The organism is Deltaproteobacteria bacterium, from assembly GCA_040223695.1.
Classification (GTDB): Bacteria; Desulfobacterota_D; UBA1144; order Nemesobacterales; family UBA2774; genus JAVKFU01.
Window position 1 is genome coordinate 85,574 of the sequence record JAVKFU010000018.1, and the last position, 16,292, is coordinate 101,865.

Sequence of the window (16,292 nt, forward strand, 5' to 3'; positions counted from 1 at the left end):
GATGAGCCCCGAGTACTGTTTCCTTTAATCTTGAATGCAAAAAGAAGCCCCGTAGTAAAAACGGGGCTTCTTAAAATAACAGGCCTTTTTTGAAGAACTAATACGCAAACTGTTTTCCCCTTTCTCAGCCGCTGTCTTTTGACAAATACTCCCTCGCCTTATCAATTCTGGGTCTGGGGCTATCCGCCTTGGCCGTAACCGTTATGAGTTTCTCATAGTACATTTGAGCCTTCTGACTATCTCCCGCAAGCTCTGCTGCATGACCGGCGCCGTATAGGCTGTAAAAGCGGTTAGGGGATATTTTAAGACTTGTCTCATATGCCGTAAGCGCCTCTTCAGGCTTACCCATATCGATCAGCATGTCGCCCAAAAGGTCGCGGGCCGGGAGTACCGCCCCCGGCGTAACCGGGTGCTTATCGACGGAGTCCTCAATATCGGCCGCTTCCCGCATCATTGTAAGAGCTTCTTTCTTATTGCCTTTTGCGTACTCAATCCAGGCGGCAACGGACTTACGCTCCGCATCTACGATAACAGACCAGTATTGATCCCCGCTTTTTACGGTCGCGTCGTAGAGGGCGTTTAGTTTCTCAAGCGCTTCCTCGGCCCCTTCTACGTTGCCGCTCCTCGCAGCTCCTATGCCCCGCCCGAAATAGGTAATCGATTCATATGCGGGGTAATTGTCCCACGGGAAATTTTTATGTGTACGCGCTTCAAGCGAAGCCGCGTCCTCCCACTGCATCCTCTCCAGCGGGTAGCGCGCCTGAGCCCCCGCAATACCGTAAGCCGATGCGAAACTGTCCTGATAATTAACCACGTTGTTTACTTCGGACAGGAGTTCCATCGCCTTCTTGTCCTGCCCCTCCTGGAGGTAGGAATAAATCAGGTAATCTGCCGCGTGGATATAGTGGAGCGACATTGTATCCTCCGTTGACTGACTCTTTGCGGCATCTGCGGAGCGCACATTCCAGTCAATTACTTCGGGCCACATGCCGAGCCTTACGAATATGTGGCTGGGCATGTGCAGGGCGTGCGGCACATTGGGTGCAAGCTTGTCGTAGCCTCTCGCTGTGGGTACTGCGCGCTCGGCCAGCGCCGGGTTGTCATAAGCATGAATCGTGTAATGGAAAACCCCTGGATGCTCGGGAGCCTCCTTGTGTAGTTCTTCAAGTAATGCGCCTGACTCTTTTTGATGAGTGAACGTTTTATCAGCTTTTGGCGCGGTGGCCAGATGAGAGAGCGCGTAGAACGCCCCGGCGTCAATGTCATCCGGATTGGCTTCTTTTACTTTTTTCTGACCCGCTTCCCACAAAGCTATGCGGGTAGGGTGGTCTTTGACATCATAGCCCTCGTAAAAAGCCTCGACAGCCGTGATATATCCCTGCTCCCGCTCTGTCGGAGGGTTCATTGCTTTTGCCTTTTTGGCGGCATCAAGTCCCTTTGCAAGCTCTTCTTTGCTGGGAGGCGCCCAAAGGGGGTGCAGCTGAGTCATTGCAATGCCCCAGTATGCCATCGCGCACTCAGGGTCTTTTTCGGTAATAGTCACAAACACCTGCTCGGCCTGCTGGTACATCATATGGTGAAGGAGCGCAACGGCCCGGTTAAAATCCCCTGACACCGATTCGCTGCAAGAGGTCTGAAAATTCACCTTGCCGAGTGAGCCTTCAGCCATCTTTGAATCCTTGCCGCTTTCGGCGATCCCCGTATTTACGGAAAGTATTAGAACTCCGATAAACAAAACCATTCTGAATATATACATGACAAAAACCTCCCATTAGTTTTTAAATACATGTTAAATAAGGCTCATTTATAATTAACCGGAGAATAGCACCGCTTACCCCATTACCCATTATAATATAAACAATAAACGATTGTAAACAGTAAGGTGTCAACACACCAAAAGGGCATGGATACTCAAGGTATATTTTTATAACACCACACTATATAGGAAGTTTTAGCCGGTTGGAATTTCTAGTTTATTCTTACTTATACCAGATAATAGATTCTGAGTAAGACTGATCGAATAAATTTCTATCATGCGGATAATATAAACCTTTACACTCCCTATATATCAGTTTCGTACTTGCGCTACTGCTCTTTGCCATATTGAACATGAGCCGAGTCGCCAATGCCGGCATTACCTGTTATATTTTCAGAGTTCAGGAGGAATCTCTAATGTCTGCCGATAAGGAATCCGCGCATCTTGATTTAAGTGAGAAGGGAAGGGCCAAGGACGGCACTGCGCTGTCCTCGAACCGTCGTTTGTTCATGCAGCTTCTCGCGTTCGGCGGCTGCATGGACACAAAAAAGCTCGTTGAGAAGTTAGAACGGACGGAAATGGACGCCGCTCTCTACGCCGATATCAATGACCCTTACGGAGTTGGCCTCATCGCTATGAGCGAAGACCCCGATTTCTTTGTGAGCGAGCTAAGGAGCTTTCTCACGCAGAAGCCGTTTACGGACCTCACTCCCAAGCCGGAATACACCATGCTCGGCAGGACCTATTCATTCGGCTATGAGCCCGACCTCGACAGGGTGCTTGTCGAGGGGCCGCGGGAACGGGTGCTTGACCCGGGTCTCCCCTGGGTAATATGGTATCCGTTAAGAAGAAACAAACAGTTCGAGACACTGCCCGAAGACGAGCAAAGGGCGGTGCTGGGCGAGCACGGAAAGCTCGGTTTTAAATTCGGAAGCGCGGGCTACGCAAAGGATATACGCCTTGCCTGTCACGGCCTCGACAAGAACGACAACGATTTTGTAATAGGGATTCTCGGCAAGGAACTCCCCTCCATGTCCATACTCATTCAGACCATGCGCAAGACGAAACAGACATCGATGTATCTTGAAAGCCTCGGGCCTTTTTTTGTCGGCAAGGTTTTATGGCAGGGTGAGTCCCGGGGTTAGGGCCTTTACCCGGTTTAGTCTTTCAGGCGTAACGCTTTCTATAATATGTATCTGCTGAGGTCCCTGTCCTTTACTATATCGGCTATCTTTTCCCTCACGTATTTAGCGTCGATAACGATTTTCTCGTCCCCCATATCGGGCGCGTTAAAGGATATGTCGTCGAGCATCCTCTCCATGATAGTATGAAGCCTTCTCGCCCCTATGTTCTCCGTCGACTCGTTTACGTTCTGCGCTGTCTCGGCTATTTCCTGTATGGAGTCGTCCGAGAACTCAAGCTCTATGTTCTCTGTATTCAGCAGTTCCACGTACTGCTTGATGAGCGCGTTTTTGGGCTGAGTCAGGATATTTACAAAGTCCTCCGTCGTCAGGGGTTCGAGTTCCACCCTGATGGGGAACCTCCCCTGAAGCTCCGGTATCAGGTCTGACGGTTTCGATACGTGGAAAGCTCCAGCGCCGATAAAAAGTATGTGGTCGGTTCTGACCATCCCGTGCTTCGTGTTAACTGTACATCCCTCTATTATAGGCAGCAGGTCCCTCTGAACACCTTCCCTCGATACGTCTGGCCCGGCAGAGCTTTCGCGTCCGGCGACCTTGTCGATTTCGTCTATGAATATAATCCCCGACTGCTCGACCCTTTCGATCGCGAGCTTTACCACGTTGTCCATGTCGATTAACTTCTGCGCCTCTTCCTGCATGAGCACTTCCATGGCTTCGGGTACTTTAACCTTTCTCTTTTTAGTCTTTTTCGGAAACAAATTCCCGAGCATGTCGGATATGTTTACGTCCATTTCCTCAAGCCCTGTAGGCGAGAAAACCTGTATAGGGAAGTTTCTCGATGTAACTTCTATGTCGACGAATCTATCGTCCAGCTTTCCCTCTCTGAGCAGCTTTCTCAGTTTCTCTCTTGTGTCGGTAGGGGTCTCGGCAGAAGGAGTCTCCCCCGGTGCAACCGGCGTAGACGGAAAGAGCAGGTCAAGCATTCTTTCTTCCGCGAGTTCCTCGGCTTTCGCTTTGACCGTCTCTTTTTCTTCATCAGTTATCATTTTAATGGCTATATCCGTAATATCCCGGATCATTGACTCGACGTCCCTCCCCACGTATCCGACCTCCGTGAATTTCGATGCCTCCACCTTGAGGAACGGCGCCTGCGCGAGTTTGGCGAGCCTCCGGGCTATCTCCGTTTTCCCGACGCCCGTAGGACCTATCATCAGGATGTTTTTAGGGGCTATTTCATCTTTGAGTTCGGGGGAAACGCGCTGGCGTCTCCAGCGGTTCCTCAGCGCAATGGAAACCGCCCTCTTAGCTTTATTCTGCCCGATAATATATCTGTCGAGCTCCGATACTATCTCTCTTGGCGTAAAAAATGTCTCACTGCTCATTGGATTCAAGTTCCTCTACTGTAATTTTGTCATTAGTATAAATGCAAATTTCCGACGCGATTTTTAGAGATTCCTCAGCAATTTCCCGGGCGCCCAACTGGGAATGATTTGAAAGCGCTTTTGCGGCCGCCTGTGCGTACGCGCCGCCTGATCCCACGGCTATCACGTTGTCGTCCGGCTCCAGCACGTCCCCGCTTCCGGAGATAAGAAACATGCTCTCCTTATCCGCTACCGCGAGCAGCGCTTCGAGTCTTCTCAGTATCCTGTCTGTCCTCCAGTCCCTCGCAAGCTCCACGGCGGCTCTTCTCAGATTGCCCCTGAACTCCTCCAGCTTTGCTTCGAACTTGTCAAACAGCGTCATGGCGTCGGCTGTGGCGCCAGCGAATCCCACCAGCACCTGGCCTTCGAAGATCTTTCTCACCTTTTTAGCGGAATGTTTTACAGCCGCGTTTCCGAGTGTAACCTGACCGTCCCCCGCCATAGCGACCTTTCCCCTGGCTTTGACGCATACTATTGTTGTTCCGTGAAAGTTTTCCATATCTATGCTCTCGGATGAGTTTTGTCGTATATCTCCATTAATTTTTCGATAGAGGTATGAGTGTACCTCTGAGTCGTGGAGAGGCTTTTGTGGCCCAGCATCTCCTGTATAGCTCTCAGGTCGGCCCCTCCCCCCAGCAGGTGTGTCGCGAACGTATGCCGAAGCACGTGAGGGCTCACGTTCTTGGGTATTCCCGCCTTCTTGGCGTACTTCTTTATTATCCTGTCTATGCTCCTCACCGTAAGTCTGCCACCCCTTGCATTCACGAAAAGCCAGTCTCCCTTCGGATTCAGATCGAGCCTTCCCCGGAGGTATTTTTTCAGGGCATCAGCGGCTCTTGACCCCACGGGAACCATTCTCTCTTTATTCCCTTTGCCTAACACCTTTACCGTGAGGTTGTCCAAGTCCAGATTGTTTAAATCTACGCCGACAAGCTCGCTTACCCTGAGCCCACTCGAGTAGAGTAATTCGAGTATTGCGCTGTCCCGGTCTTCGAGCACCCCGCCGCCGCCCGGCTTTTCAAGGAGTTTTATCACTTCATCTACCGTGAGAAAGGTCGGAAGCCTTTTTTCCCCCCGGGGCGTCGGAACGAGCTTCGCAAGGTTATTTTTTATAACTCCGTTCTTCATTAAGAACTCGAAAAACGTCCTTACGGAAGCCAGCTTCCGTGAAATAGAGGTCTTGTGATTTCTTGTATAGAGGCTGCCTATAAACGCCCTCACGTGGCTCTCGTCCAGGAGCGCCATGTCAGGGGTTCCCTCATCTTCCGGTATTAGTTGTTTTACCCTTATTACGCCGAAGAACTCTTTGATGTCGGTAAGGTAGGCCTTCACGGTGTGATTCGAATAGTTTCTCTCGGAAGTTAAGTAATCCTTGAAGCTTTGAATGTATCGGTCCATGACTTTATTCTTATTAATATAAACACCGCTCTGTGTCTTTCAATGGATTAAAATTATTATCCCAGGAATAAGGAAAATCTGTTTAAGTCGGTAAGATTCCGAATGAGCCGGTCAATATTAATATGTCAGGGCAGCCGGGCCGATATTCGAATTTTAATTCTTTGAATTTTCAAAGCCTCTGTAATCTTCGGTTAATTCATCGTAAAAGAGGCCCGAGAGCTGAACTCTTTTTGCGCCTATGTATCTGCTTCTATAATAACGCTTGTTGATATTATCTATTGTGACCATCTTAGACGCGGAAGAGGCGTGGATGAATTCTTCGTTTCCCAGATAGATGCCGACATGCGACGGGTATTTCGCATACGTCTGGAAAAATACCAGATCTCCGGAATCGAGCTGGCTCCTTTCCACTCTGGCCCCAGCCCTGTAGTAAATATCCCTTGCGGTTCTGGGCAGTTCGACATTGAACCGGCTGAATATTTTCTTCACATAGCCGGAACAGTCTATACCGGTCGTGAAGTCATAACCGCCGAATTTATAAGGCGCGCCCAGATATTTCTTGGCTACCTGTATTATGCTTTCCTTTGAGAATCTGCCGTTTTTAACCCCCGAATCATCTACCTTGTGATGTCCGTTGGTATTGTTGAGAGCCTTTTCCGATACGGCTACATACTTTGTCGCCTGTTTGTTGTGTCCGGGTATGTAGAGCACCTGATTTACTCTGATTATATTGCCTTTAATATTATTTTCTCTCTTAAGCTCTTTCACGGATACACCGTGCCGTTTTGCTATGGCCCCCAGCGTGTCACCCCTCTTGACCACGTACTCACTTTTTACGGCAGGCGTTTTAGCTATAACGGTGTTTGTTGCCGCACCGCCGGAATCGGTTGAATAGATTCCGGGGATGTTCAGTTTCATGCCGACCCATACTTTATCGCTAGTGAGACCGTTTGCCGATTTCAGCTCTTTTACCGAGACGCCGAATCTGCTCCCGATTTTACCCAGAGTGTCTCCCGCAGCAACAGTATATTTGGAGGTTGTGACCTTTTCCTGCGGGACCGGTATGAGAAGTACGTCGCCCGCGTTGATCGTATCGTTTTTTAAAGCGCTTGTCTTTTTTAATTCGCTGACAGTCACGCCGAATCCGCTTGCTATTCCGCTCAGTGTATCTCCACTCTTCACCACATATCTCTTTTTGATGTATATATCGCTAACCTGAGAAGGGTCTTTTTCCCGGACTACAATCGCTATCTTTTCTTCAGAACCGGGGACTCTCAAAACCTGCCCAATTCTGAGTGTGCTGTTCTGTAGTCCGTTCAGGTTTTTCAGCTCCCTCTGGGATATCCCGAATTTAATAGCCAGGTGCCCCAGCGTATCGCCTTTCTTAACAGTGTACTTGTCTGTAAGTTGTGAGTTTGATACGGTCTCTACTTTCTCTTCCGCTCCAGCCGTTACGGTCCGAGCGGTTCCGGAGGTATTTAGAATCAGCTTTTGACCGATTCTTATATTGTTTGTTTTCAGGTTATTTCTATTTTTTATCTCATTTACCGAAACTCCGAACTTCCGTGATAAATCATGGAGATTATCGCCCCTTTTTACGGTGTATTCGGCGGGAATGGATGATACGGGTATTTTCGGGGTTTTTGCTGATTTCCCCTCATCGGTTTTTGTTTTTTGATCTTCCCTGTCGGCAAGCGCGCTCTCCGGGGTTACGTCCCGGGATACGGCGCCGGGTACGGCAAGTTTCTGTCCGATCTGAAGCACCTTGCCGTCGAGGTTATTAAGCTTTATCAATTCTTTAGTGCTGACGCCCAGTTTTTCGGCAATCTCGCCCGGGGTGTCGCCCTTGCGTACGGTATATACGGCGGGCACTGAACGAGTTTCTACCGACCTTTCAGTAGGCTCGGACTGTTTTTTGTCCTTGGTTGACGGTTTACCGGACGCGACTCCCGGGTCCGGGATTTTTTTATCTTCGGGGCTGAGACCCGGAACCCTGAGTACCTGCCCTATCCGCAGGTTTCTGCTTTCGATCCCGTTTAACTTTATTAATTCTCTGGTGCTGACGCCCAGTTTCTCGGCAATCTCGCCCGGTGTATCCCCTTTACGGACAGTGTATCTGCCGTTAGGCGCGTTTGTTTCAGGCGTACCGGATTTTGCCGTGCTTTCGTTTGACTGAGCAGGCTTTCCCTCTTTGGCAAGGGATTTGATTTTGAGGACCTGACCGATCTGTAAACTATCGCTTTTCAAGCCGTTTAATTTTTTTATTTCACGGCTTGTAGTGCTGAACTTTACCGCGATATGCCCGAGCGTATCGCCCTTCTTGACCACGTATTCATTATTATTGCTTATACTGCCTGTATTAGTAGTTTTACTGCCTGGACCTTTTGCTTCGGGAATTTCTAATACGTTACCGATGTCTAATCTATTGCTTGTTAAGTGGTTTGACTTTTTTAAATCTTCGACTGATACTCCGAATTTTCTGGATAAATCGTAAAGGTTATCTCCTTTTTGCACGACATATTTTGTTGCCGCCAGAGCTGTTGCCGGAAGGAGAATTGCAATGAGTATTACAAGGGAACGCCTAATTACCATACCTATACCTCCTGCAGAGACAAATTCTGTAATTATTCCTTTGCCGGATTAACTCCGGATACTCGGGCAAGCCTCTTAAATCGGATTTTCAAAGAACTAAGTAAATTACTTAAATATTGGGACAGATTATACACGATAAATTTCGGATATGTAAATGGAATTATACAAAATCGGCTAATTTTCCGGCGGGGCTTCAAAAACAATTTTTGCCTTTAATTCTTAAGCAAATTTCCTATTGGTTGAGGATCGGATTATTTTTAATCAGCCATTCACGGAGCGGGAGCCCCAGGAAGTGCATAATATTTATCGAGCCGTCCTCGTCCCTTTCCCTTATCAATATCTGTCTAATCAGACGTGAAGCTATTTTTTCCAAATCCTCCGGGTTCAAGCCACCCGTGTCGATAATTTCCGTAAACCTCAAAGTAATAACCCCCATTTTCGGCACGCTGAACTCCGCATCCCCGGAGTACTCGATGTTGAATGTAACATCGGAATTTCCGGAGTTGTCAGCGGGAATATCTGTTATTCCAACTATTCGGATGTAGTCGAGTGTAGGCAAATCCCGCTCCGTTTATCAAGTTATTTATCGCCTGAAGTGGCCGCTTGACTGACATACCGGGCCGACTGCTTCAATCAGCAAGTTAATCGATAATGTTCGTGCATACGTAGAGAAACTCTTCCCCAAGCTCCCAGTTGAGCGTCATTATCTGGATTTCGCCCCTGTCGGATAGCTCGCGCAGCGATTCCACGACCTCGATTTTGGTTTGATCGTGGTTGAGATCCGGATTGGATTCCATGATCGCCCGTGTCAGTTTGTCGGTGTTTGAGTTGCCCTGACCGGCGCCCCCGCATAGAATTTTGAGAATCTTTTCTCCAAGATCATTCATCGAATTGCAGCCTTGATTGTACAGTTTAACGGACAAGCTCGTTTCATACTTTCCCAACCCGGTTTCCCGGTATCTTATCTTAAAATCTATTACGAAATATAGTGTATTATAGAGTAAAGCGCAATACTGCCTGTCTCGGATTCTGACGTGCCCGATCGTTTGGCGGTGAATAATACGGCTGATGAAAGTCTTAATATACACTCATGAATTTCCGCCCTTTCTGGGAGGGCTCGCGACGACAAGCTATAAGCTTGCAAAGGGAATTTCCGTGTCCGGCGCCGATGTCGCCGTGCTCGCGCCCGGCTACGGTGCGGGCGACAGACTTGCGGATGCTGAGCTTGAGCGCAGGGTCATCAGGATACCCGGACTTGGCGGGAAATGGGTGAAGGCGCTGCCGCTCTTCGATATCATCCTGGGCTGGCTCTATCTCTGTGTAACAATACTCCGCGGGAAACCGGATATAGTCCTTTTTATAACCGAGGAGGCTGAAGCGGCGGGCGGGCTATTGCCTTATTTTCCCTTTAAGCCGGTCGTCCGCGTTGCGGGTTCGGGTATTACAACATGTTTTTACGGAAACAGGTTCTTTAAAAAAATCATGCGTTTTCCTATGAAGAGGCTTTACGACCGTTCCCGGCTGATTATCGCGGTGAGTAAAAATACCGGTGAGCTTCTCGAAAGCGTTGGGGTGCCGGGCGGGAGAATAAAGGTCATCTACAACGGGGTGGAAGAGGAAATGCTCACCAGAAAGCCCCACAGGGAAAAGCTCTCCGGAATGAGAAAGAGATACGGCATACATGACGACACAAAAGTTCTTCTCACGGTGGCGAGGGTGCTTCCCAGAAAGGGCCAGGACACTGTCATAAGAGCTCTGCCCACGGTCCTCGAGGAGTTTCCGAATACGGTATATATAATCGTTGGCGAGGGCAGGTACAGGGAACAATTCAGGGAGCTTGCGATTGACACCGGGGTTGGTGGCAGGGTTATTTTCACCGGCGGGGTGAGGCATGAGGAGATTATGGATTACATCGATCTATGCGACATCTTTGTCATGCCCAACAGGTACTGGAACAATAAAATCGAAGGGCTTCCCAATGCCCTCATAGAGGCGAGCGCAAGGGGGAAGCCGGTAATAGCCGGAAGTCACGGGGGCTCGGTCGAGGCCGTTCGGAGCGGCGTGACGGGATTGCTCGCGGACCCGGAAAGCGCAAGCAATGTCGCCGAAGCGGTGCTCGCTCTACTAAGAGACCCGGAGAAAGCCCGCCTCATGGGCGAGAACGGAAGGCAATCGGTCGAGGAATTTCATACAGTGACAGGGATGATAAATAATTATCTCAGCGCTATAAAAACTGTCTATAATAACGACGGAAATGCTTGAGTTGTGACGGAATCACATGCCCGATTCGAATAATCTCCAGAGAAAACTTTTTTTAAACGCCTCCTGGCTCTTTAGCGGTAAGTTCGTATCAGGGGTTTCGGGCGCGCTTCAGACGGTGCTCCTGGCAAGGATTCTCGGGGTCACCGATTACGGGCTCTTTCAGCTGGTTATCGCCTATATCGCGATTATGAATCAGTTCTTCGACGTCAGAGTTTGGGAAACGGCGATCAAGTACATCGGTACTTACTGGGGAAATAATGAAATAGATAAAACCCTGTCCATGATAAAACTGTCCTATCTTCTCGATGTGGCGAGCGGCGCGTTTTCATTCGTAATCGCCATAGTTACGGCAAAACTCATCAGCACGTATATAATTCATTCTCCCGATGCGTACATATACATCTGGATTTATGCTCTGAGCCTCTTCATCGAGACCGCGAAACTCACATCAGACGCCATATTGAGAGTGTTCGACAAGTTCAAAAAGATAGCTTTATTAAATACCGTAGAGAGCATTATAAAACTTCTTTTAGTAGCCGTTTTTCTATTTGCGGGATATGGAATAAAGGGGGCGCTGTACGCTTTTGTACTTTCTAATTTTATAGCGTTTGCGCTAAGAATGTGGGTCGTGATCAGGACTCTTTACGAGAAGAATCTCGGGAACTGGCTGGGGGCGGATATATTTTTAATAAAGGGTCAGTGGAAAGAGATTGCCTGGTTTCTCGGAAACACGAGCTTTATGGCGACGCTCAAAACCGGTAATGACAAGTATCTGGGAATGATGATTCTCGGATTTTTTGCCGGAAAGGAAGCGGTCGCTTTTTACAGAATAGCGAATTCGGTCGCGACGATTGTGAACCGCGTGGTCGATACCCTCTATGAGGCTATTTTCCCCGAGTTGATTAAATTTACGAGCTCAAGCTCCTTAGGTCAGTTCAGGAAATTTATAAAAGAGTCCACAAAAAACCTCCTGAAGCTAATAATCCCTGTGACGGTAATAATTATAGCGCTTGCCGAACCTATAGTGAGATACGCGTTCGGGTCTGATTACCTTCCGGCGGTAAACGCCCTCAGAATACTCGCTCTGGGAGTGCTGATCGCAAGATATACGTACTGGATCAACCCGGCGCTCCTTGCGTTGGGGAGACCCGGCGTCAGAACCCTGTTCTACGTGGTTACAACCGCCGCTTATCTTGCGCTTATGCTGATTCTGGTTCCCCCGTACTCGTATATCGGCGCGGCTTTCGCCTTTCTCGGGTTTGCCGTAATCAAATCGGGGCTCTCTTTTGCCGTATTCGGGAAATTGATGAGAAAGGCTGAAAAAGGGGGCTAGGAGACCTGCGCCTCTCACGCTTATAGCCCAAAAGCCTGCTGGCTTCGTCTATTCCGAAATTAATCCGTTTTTATGGATAAAGTCGGCAAACAGCTCTGCCTTCTTCTCGGCGCCCAGCTCGTTTACGTGTCGCCCGTCCGCCCAGTATTTTTTGTCTTTGGGCATGACGGAGGCGAAGTCGAATAACGGGGCTCCGTTGCTCGCTGCAACTTCTTTTACAACCTCGTTATTTTCGGCGAAACCCTTTTGGTAAAAATCCATGGAGGCGTAATCGTCGAAGTAAGGCGAATACGCCCAGGTAGAAAGCATTATATCCGCGTCGTTCGCCCTGGATACCGCAATCATATTGTTAAGGTTCCTTCTGAAATAGACGGGCGGGTTCTTTTCAAGAAGCTCACCGGGGTTGTGGTCTTTTACCGAATACGGGCCGTAGCCGGTATCCGCGTTTACGAAATTCCCGATACCCACCTGGGTCGTAATCCCCGACTTCCTGAGGAGCACCCTGAACAGCGCGCTGTGCTCGAGTAGCGGGACCGAAGGGGATTCCCACTGCTTTCTTCTGCCTGAATTATCTCCCCTGTACGATTCGGGGTCTACCAATCTGGTATGGACGTCGTTCGTACCGTGATAGACGATTATTAGATCGGGCTCTATATCCAGCACACGGAATTCGAGGTTGATCAGGGATTCCCAGGAATTGTATCCTCCTACGCCCGCATTTATTACCTCCACTTTCTCGTAGCCGTATCTGTCCCTTAGTATTTTTTGCAGTTGAGCCGTAAATGTCTTTTCGTTGTCTTTGACCTCAATGGTGTATGTGCTGGAGCCGCCCAGAGCGACAATCCTGAACACGCCGTCAGGCTTTTTGGCCGGGAATTCCCTGTCCCTGTACCCGAGAGAGTTATGGCTCGTTTTTCCTCTTCTGTATTCCGGGTTCGGATAGTAGTTCAAATAGTGGTGGCGTATGTATCTCTGGTTGTCCGGGCTCAGGTAGGAGTACAGGGAGTACTCCAGCTTCACCTCCTCCGGCGCGATGAGCTCAAGCCAGATACGTGTTCCAATCTCGAGCGCCAGAAACGTAAAAAGGATACTGAGCAAAATCAGGATAAACTTGTTTTTAAAGGGGGTGCCGCTTGGCGCGTCGTTCATATTATGTTTCTCAGTTTATGAATAATTCCAGGGGAATTTTAAAGGTTCCGGTTTGTGTGCCGCCTGATTTTATTGATATATATTATATCACATGCATTTTAACAGTTTTTCTTTTACAAGGATCATGGATATTTATGTTTTGCGCAATATATTAACCGAGGAAAAGATTAACTTATTTCCGGAATTTTCCGGCAATCCGGAAGACCGGGTAATAGACTAGATGAATAAAATCCTTAGAAACCTTGTTTTGATATTGTTTTCAATAATCGCCGCGCTTCTCGTAGCCGAGGGTATTTCGAGGGTCCTTTTCGATCCGATCGATTTCCTCAAGCCCAAGCGGGTCTCAGACCGCATACTCAGGTACAGGATTGAGCCCGGCACCGGTGCGCATGACTCGTTGGGTTTCAGAAACAGTCTCGTGCCGGAGACAGCGGATGTAGTCGCAATCGGCGACTCCCACACCTACGGTATAAGCGCCACTGCGACCGACTCATGGCCGTCTCAGCTTGAAAGGCTTACCGGATACAAGGTCTACAACCTGTCCCTCGGCGGCTACGGCCCGGCGGAATACTTGTATCTGATGGAGGAATACGCAGTCCGGTTTCATCCGAAGATCATTATCGCCGGGTTTTATCTCGGTAACGATTTAGTCGACTCTGTAAGAGCGGTATATAATGTCCCTGTCTGGAAAGACTTCAGGAGGCCCGGGTCGGTTTTATCAGAGGAGGGTGTGACGGCGGCTGATGAGAAATTCTCATACACAATAGGCGACTGGCTTCCGGGGCACAGCGTTCTATACAGGCTCGTAAGCTCGTCCTTCGTCGGAGATAGCTTGAGGCAGAGGAGGAGGCTCAAGCGGGGGGAAGAGATAGTTATGTATGAGAATGAGGATATCGGTATCAACACGGGGTTTACGCCTGACGAAAGGCTCGAAGGCCTTGATTTAGGCAGACCTGAAGTCAGGGAAGGTCTCGAATTAAGCCTGGAGTTTTTCAGGCGTATGAGTGAGCTTGCCGTGAGGAACAATATTGAATTTCTCGTGGTGATGATTCCAACCAAAGAGAGTGTGTTTAAAGATTACATCGAGGGAAACAAGGGCTTGCCTTCATCACGAGAAATTGACGAGCTCATAGAAAATGAACACGAGGTAAATAAAATCGTAAAGAGTTTCTTTCATACAAACGGCATCGATTACGTAGATACGCTTGAACCGCTTTCGAATCGGGCGGGCAAGGAGCAGCTGTATCCCAACAACTTCGGCGGCCATACGAATAAAAACGGCTACAGGATAATAGCCGAGTCCGTTAAAAATAATCTGGGGAATAATTAGAATGGTTATTACGTTTCCCGGGCGGCCCGGTTTACATGTCGTGATCGGGCTTTTATAATTTTCCTTCTCTATGACGAGAATAAAGATATGCGGAATTACTAATCGGGAAGACGCGATGAGGGCGGCTAAGCTGGGCGCCGACGCGCTGGGATTCATCTTCTACAGGGGAAGCAGGAGATATATTGACCCCGGTATCGCCGCGCGGATAGTCGGTTCTCTCCCCCCTTTCATTACCACTGTGGGTGTCTTTGTAAATCAGAGCCTGGATGAGATAGCTTCGCTGAAAGAGAAGACGGGTATTGACGCTGTTCAGCTGCACGGGGACGAAAGCCCGGAGTTTTGTAACGCAGTTCCATACAAGCTAATTAAGGCCCTCAGGATTAAAGACAATATCGACAGAGAAGAAGTTGAACTTTATTCCGTACAGGCTATCCTCTTTGATAAGCACTCGGAGGATAGTTACGGCGGGACGGGCAGGAGTTTTAACTGGGATATTTTAAGGAATCTCGATATATCTAAAGAAATTATTCTCTCCGGCGGACTCACTCCCGAAAACGTCTGTCAGGCCATGGAAACGGTAAAACCTTACGGGGTCGATGTGAGCAGCGGTGTGGAAGACTCTCCGGGCAAAAAAAATCACGTGAAACTTAGAAAATTTATTGAGGCGGTGAGAAATGGCTACTAAACAGGTGCTGCCGGATGAATTGGGGCATTACGGAATATTCGGTGGCAGATACGTGTCCGAAACACTTATGCCCGCAATATTGCAGCTTGAGAAGGCGTATGAGGAAATAAAGGATGCCCCCGAATTCAATAGGGAGTTCGAATACTATTTAACGCAATATGTAGGACGCCCCACCCCTCTTTATTTCGCCGAGAGGATGACGAATGAGCTCGGCGGGGCTAAGATTTACCTCAAACGCGAAGACCTCGCCCACACGGGGGCTCACAAGATCAACAACACAATAGGTCAGGCTCTTCTCGCCTCCCGTATGGGGAAAAAGAGGATAATAGCCGAGACGGGGGCCGGGCAGCACGGAGTCGCAACGGCCACAGTAGCCGCGCTCCTCGATATGGAGTGTGAAATATTCATGGGGCTTGAGGATACCAGGCGCCAGGCCCTCAACGTTATACGGATGAAGCTTCTGGGCGCCGGGGTGAGAGAGGTTTCTCAGGGGACGCAAACCTTGAAAGACGCCATGAACGAAGCCATGAGGGACTGGATAACGAATGTAAGGGATACATTCTACATAATAGGAAGCGTCGCGGGACCTCATCCCTACCCGATGATGGTGAGGGATTTTCAGTCTGTGATCGGAAAGGAGGCGAGGGAGCAAATACTTGAGAAGGAAGACAGGCTTCCGGATCTTCTTGTGGCATGCGTCGGCGGCGGTTCAAACGCAATGGGTCTTTTCTACCCGTTTTTGGGGGATGAGAGCGTCGGGATGGCCGGTGTTGAGGCTGCGGGAGGAGGGATAGAGACGGGGCGCCATGCCGCGAGCATCTCGGACGGGACCGTGGGTGTTCTGCACGGCAGCAAGACCTATCTTCTCCAGGATGAAAACGGGCAGGTGAGGGGTACGCATTCTATAGCGCCGGGGCTTGATTATCCTGGCGTAGGGCCCGAGCATTCGTATTTAAGCGATTTGGGGCGCGTAAATTATACAAATGTTACGGACGGAGAGGCACTTGAAGGGTTCAGGTTCATCTCACAGGTCGAGGGTATAATCCCGGCGCTTGAATCCGCGCACGCGGTAGCCTATGCTATGAAAAGAGCGCCTGAAATGCCGAGGGACTCGATTCTCATGATCTGTCTTTCGGGACGCGGGGACAAGGACATAAATGCCGTAGCGGATATTCTCGCGGAGGACTCCGGTAAACAGTGACGGCAAAGTAATTAATAGCTGAG

The 16,292-nt window shown here is 49.2% G+C and carries 14 protein-coding genes; 6 read left to right on the forward strand and 8 right to left on the reverse strand.

From position 1 onward, the window contains the following. Positions 1-124: 124 nt before the first annotated feature. Positions 125-1,756 carry a hypothetical protein gene (locus RIG61_09450; GenBank protein MEQ9619383.1) on the reverse strand — a complete coding sequence of 544 codons (1,632 nt, stop codon included), beginning with the start codon at positions 1,754-1,756 and terminating at the stop codon, positions 125-127. 416 nt (positions 1,757-2,172) lie between these two features. On the opposite strand from RIG61_09450, the gene RIG61_09455 reads away from it, so the two are divergent. Next, on the forward strand, positions 2,173-2,901 hold the full coding sequence (locus tag RIG61_09455; protein ID MEQ9619384.1) for a chlorite dismutase family protein: 729 nt from the start codon (positions 2,173-2,175) through the stop codon (positions 2,899-2,901). 38 nt (positions 2,902-2,939) lie between these two features. On the opposite strand, the gene hslU is transcribed toward RIG61_09455, so the two are convergent. The 6 genes from hslU to RIG61_09485 all read right to left on the reverse strand — a co-directional run bounded on the left by hslU (position 2,940) and on the right by RIG61_09485 (position 9,196). Next, the gene (hslU, locus tag RIG61_09460) at positions 2,940-4,280 is read right to left on the reverse strand and encodes an ATP-dependent protease ATPase subunit HslU (protein MEQ9619385.1); all 1,341 of its coding nucleotides are present in this window, start codon (positions 4,278-4,280) and stop codon (positions 2,940-2,942) included. Then, the gene (hslV, locus tag RIG61_09465; protein ID MEQ9619386.1) at positions 4,270-4,818 is read right to left on the reverse strand and encodes an ATP-dependent protease subunit HslV; all 549 of its coding nucleotides are present in this window, start codon (positions 4,816-4,818) and stop codon (positions 4,270-4,272) included. The genes hslU and hslV overlap by 11 nt, the downstream gene beginning before the upstream one ends. Positions 4,819-4,820: 2 nt before the next feature. Continuing rightward, positions 4,821-5,717: a tyrosine recombinase XerC gene (gene xerC, locus RIG61_09470; GenBank protein ID MEQ9619387.1), complete on the reverse strand. Its 897-nt coding sequence runs from the start codon at positions 5,715-5,717 to the stop codon at positions 4,821-4,823. Between the two features lie 153 nt (positions 5,718-5,870). Then, entirely contained in the window at positions 5,871-8,309 is a 2,439-nt protein-coding gene (locus RIG61_09475; protein MEQ9619388.1) for a LysM peptidoglycan-binding domain-containing protein, read from the reverse strand. A 232-nt stretch (positions 8,310-8,541) separates the two neighbouring features. Continuing rightward, positions 8,542-8,868, reverse strand: a complete 327-nt coding sequence (locus RIG61_09480; GenBank protein MEQ9619389.1) for a hypothetical protein — start codon at positions 8,866-8,868, stop codon at positions 8,542-8,544. A gap of 82 nt (positions 8,869-8,950) precedes the next feature. Further along, the gene (locus RIG61_09485; GenBank protein ID MEQ9619390.1) at positions 8,951-9,196 is read right to left on the reverse strand and encodes a hypothetical protein; all 246 of its coding nucleotides are present in this window, start codon (positions 9,194-9,196) and stop codon (positions 8,951-8,953) included. Positions 9,197-9,377: 181 nt separating this feature from the next. On the opposite strand from RIG61_09485, the gene RIG61_09490 reads away from it, so the two are divergent. Beyond that, positions 9,378-10,571: a glycosyltransferase family 4 protein gene (locus RIG61_09490; GenBank protein ID MEQ9619391.1), complete on the forward strand. Its 1,194-nt coding sequence runs from the start codon at positions 9,378-9,380 to the stop codon at positions 10,569-10,571. Between the two features lie 16 nt (positions 10,572-10,587). Then, the gene (locus tag RIG61_09495; GenBank protein MEQ9619392.1) at positions 10,588-11,904 is read left to right on the forward strand and encodes an oligosaccharide flippase family protein; all 1,317 of its coding nucleotides are present in this window, start codon (positions 10,588-10,590) and stop codon (positions 11,902-11,904) included. 48 nt (positions 11,905-11,952) lie between these two features. Here RIG61_09495 and RIG61_09500 read toward each other — a convergent pair whose 3' ends face one another. Then, complete coding sequence (locus RIG61_09500; GenBank protein ID MEQ9619393.1) at positions 11,953-13,053, reverse strand: SGNH/GDSL hydrolase family protein; 1,101 nt, start codon at positions 13,051-13,053, stop codon at positions 11,953-11,955. 220 nt (positions 13,054-13,273) lie between these two features. On the opposite strand from RIG61_09500, the gene RIG61_09505 reads away from it, so the two are divergent. The 3 genes from RIG61_09505 to trpB all read left to right on the forward strand — a co-directional run bounded on the left by RIG61_09505 (position 13,274) and on the right by trpB (position 16,269). Then, a complete protein-coding gene (locus RIG61_09505; GenBank protein ID MEQ9619394.1) occupies positions 13,274-14,383 on the forward strand; it encodes a hypothetical protein in 1,110 nt (369 codons plus the stop codon). A gap of 70 nt (positions 14,384-14,453) precedes the next feature. Continuing rightward, on the forward strand, positions 14,454-15,068 hold the full coding sequence (locus tag RIG61_09510) for a phosphoribosylanthranilate isomerase (GenBank protein ID MEQ9619395.1): 615 nt from the start codon (positions 14,454-14,456) through the stop codon (positions 15,066-15,068). Further along, positions 15,058-16,269 (forward strand): tryptophan synthase subunit beta, encoded by a 1,212-nt coding sequence (trpB, locus tag RIG61_09515; GenBank protein MEQ9619396.1) that lies wholly within the window; start codon positions 15,058-15,060, stop codon positions 16,267-16,269. Before RIG61_09510 ends, trpB begins: the two co-directional genes overlap by 11 nt. Positions 16,270-16,292: the final 23 nt, after the last annotated feature.